The sequence below is a fragment of the Jiangella asiatica genome (assembly GCF_004349065.1).
Taxonomy (GTDB): Bacteria; Actinomycetota; Actinomycetes; order Jiangellales; family Jiangellaceae; genus Jiangella; species Jiangella asiatica.
In genome coordinates this window covers 1-2011 of sequence record NZ_SMKZ01000115.1, presented here as the reverse complement: position 1 = coordinate 2011, position 2011 = coordinate 1, and the positions used below count along the sequence as shown (strand labels likewise).

Sequence of the window (2011 nt, the reverse complement as noted above, 5' to 3'; positions counted from 1 at the left end):
GGGGAAGTGGCAGGCGCTGGGGTGGCCGGTGCCGAGTCGGTCGATCAGCTCGGGCACCTCGTCGGCGCATTTCTGTTGCGCTTTCCAGCAGCGGGTGCGGAACCGGCAGCCCGACGGCGGGTCGGCGGGGTTGGGGACGTCGCCGGTGAGCGTGATGCGCTCGCGCTCGCCGCGCAGCCGCGGGTCCGGCACCGGCACCGCGGACAGCAGGGCCTGTGTGTATGGGTGGTGCGGCGCGGTGAAGATCTCGTCGCGGGTGCCGGTCTCGACGATGACACCGAGGTACATGACCGCGATGCGGTGCGACACGTGCCGCACCACCGACAGGTCGTGCGAGATGAACAGGTAGGCCAGGCCCAGCCGCCGCTGCAGCTCGCGCAGCGTGTTCACCACCTGCGCCTGGATCGACACGTCCAGCGCGGACACCGGCTCGTCCAGCACCAGCAGGGCGGGGTCCAGGGCGAGGGCGCGGGCGATGCCGATGCGCTGGCGCTGGCCGCCGGAGAACTCGTGCGCGTACCGGTTGGCGTGCTCAGGCGACAGCCCGACCAGGTCGAGCAGCTCGGCCACCCGCTGCGGGCCGCCGCGGCGGTAGCGCCCCTGCACCCGCAGCGGCTCGGCGACGATGTCGTGGACGGTCATGCGCGGCGACAGCGACGCGTAGGGGTCCTGGAACACGATCTGCGTAGTGCTGCGCCACGGCCGCAGCTCGTCCTCGCTCATCGTCGCCAGGTCGTTGCCGCGGTAGAGGATGCGGCCAGCCGTCGGCTCCAGCAGCCGCACCACCATCCGCCCGGTGGTGGACTTGCCGCAGCCGGACTCCCCCACGATGCTCAGCGTCTGGCCCTGGTCGATCGCGAAGGAGACGCCGTCGACGGCGCGGACGGCGCCGACCTGCCGGCGGAACACCCCGCCGCGGATCGGGAAGTGCATGGTCAGGTCCTCGACCCGCAGCACCTCCTCACCCAGGTGCGACCGGCGCTGCGCGGCCGCGGTCTCGACGCTCATCGGCTCACCTCCGTCGACTCGAGCTCCTCGGCGAAGTGGCAAGCCGAGCGGTGCGTGGGGTCGCCGATGCCGTCACCCACGACCCGCAGCTCCGGCCGCTCGGTACGGCACCGGTCGCGGGCCAGCGGGCAGCGCGGGTGGAACGGGCAGCCCGGCGGCGGGTCGAGCAGGCTCGGCGGGCTCCCCGGGATCGGGTACAGCTCGTCGACGTCGCGGTCCAGCCGCGGCAGGCTCTCCAGCAGCCCGACGGTGTACGGGTGCCGCGGCGCGGTGAAGATGGTCGTCACGTCACCCTGCTCGACCACGCGCCCGGCGTACATGACAACGACCCTGTCCGCCAGCTCCGCCACCACGCCGAGGTCGTGCGTGATCAGCAGCGTCGCCGCCTGCGTCTCCTGCTGCGCCACCCGGAGCAGGTCGAGCACCTGCGCCTGGATGGTGACGTCCAGCGCCGTCGTGGGCTCGTCGGCGATGAGCAGGCTCGGGCCGTTCGCGATGGCCATCGCGATCATGGCCCGCTGCCGCATGCCACCGGAGAACTCGTGCGGGTACTGCTTGAACCGCGCCGGCGCGTCCGGGATGCCGACCACGCCGAGCAGCTCGACTGCCCGTGCCCGGGCCCCGTCCTTGGACAGCTTGGGCTGGTGCAGCCGCAACGCCTCCACGATCTGCCGCCCGACACTGACCACCGGGTTCAGCGCCGTCATCGGATCCTGGAAGATCATCGCGATGTCGCCGCCGCGGATCGTGCGCAGGTCCGACGCCGGCAGCTGGCTCAGGTCGCGGCCGCGGAAGCGGATGCTGCCGCCGACCCGGCGGCCCGGCGGCTTCACCAGGCCGAGGATCGACATCGCGGTGACGCTCTTACCGGACCCGGACTCCCCGACCACGCCGACGATCTCGCCCGTGCCGACGCTGAACGCGGCACCGTCCACGGCCCGGACCACGCCCTCGTCGGTACGGAACTCCACCGCCAGGTCGTCGATGACCAGCAACGGCTCGG

Annotated in this window: 2 protein-coding genes; both read right to left on the bottom strand. The window is 72.6% G+C overall.

The window, feature by feature from the left end:
• A partial coding sequence (locus E1269_RS31950) for an ABC transporter ATP-binding protein (protein WP_131902287.1) occupies positions 1-1008 on the bottom strand: 1008 nt, incomplete at its 3' end.
• On the bottom strand, positions 1005-2011 hold a 1007-nt coding region (locus tag E1269_RS31945; RefSeq protein WP_239001100.1), incomplete at its 5' end, for an ABC transporter ATP-binding protein. The genes E1269_RS31945 and E1269_RS31950, both read right to left, overlap by 4 nt.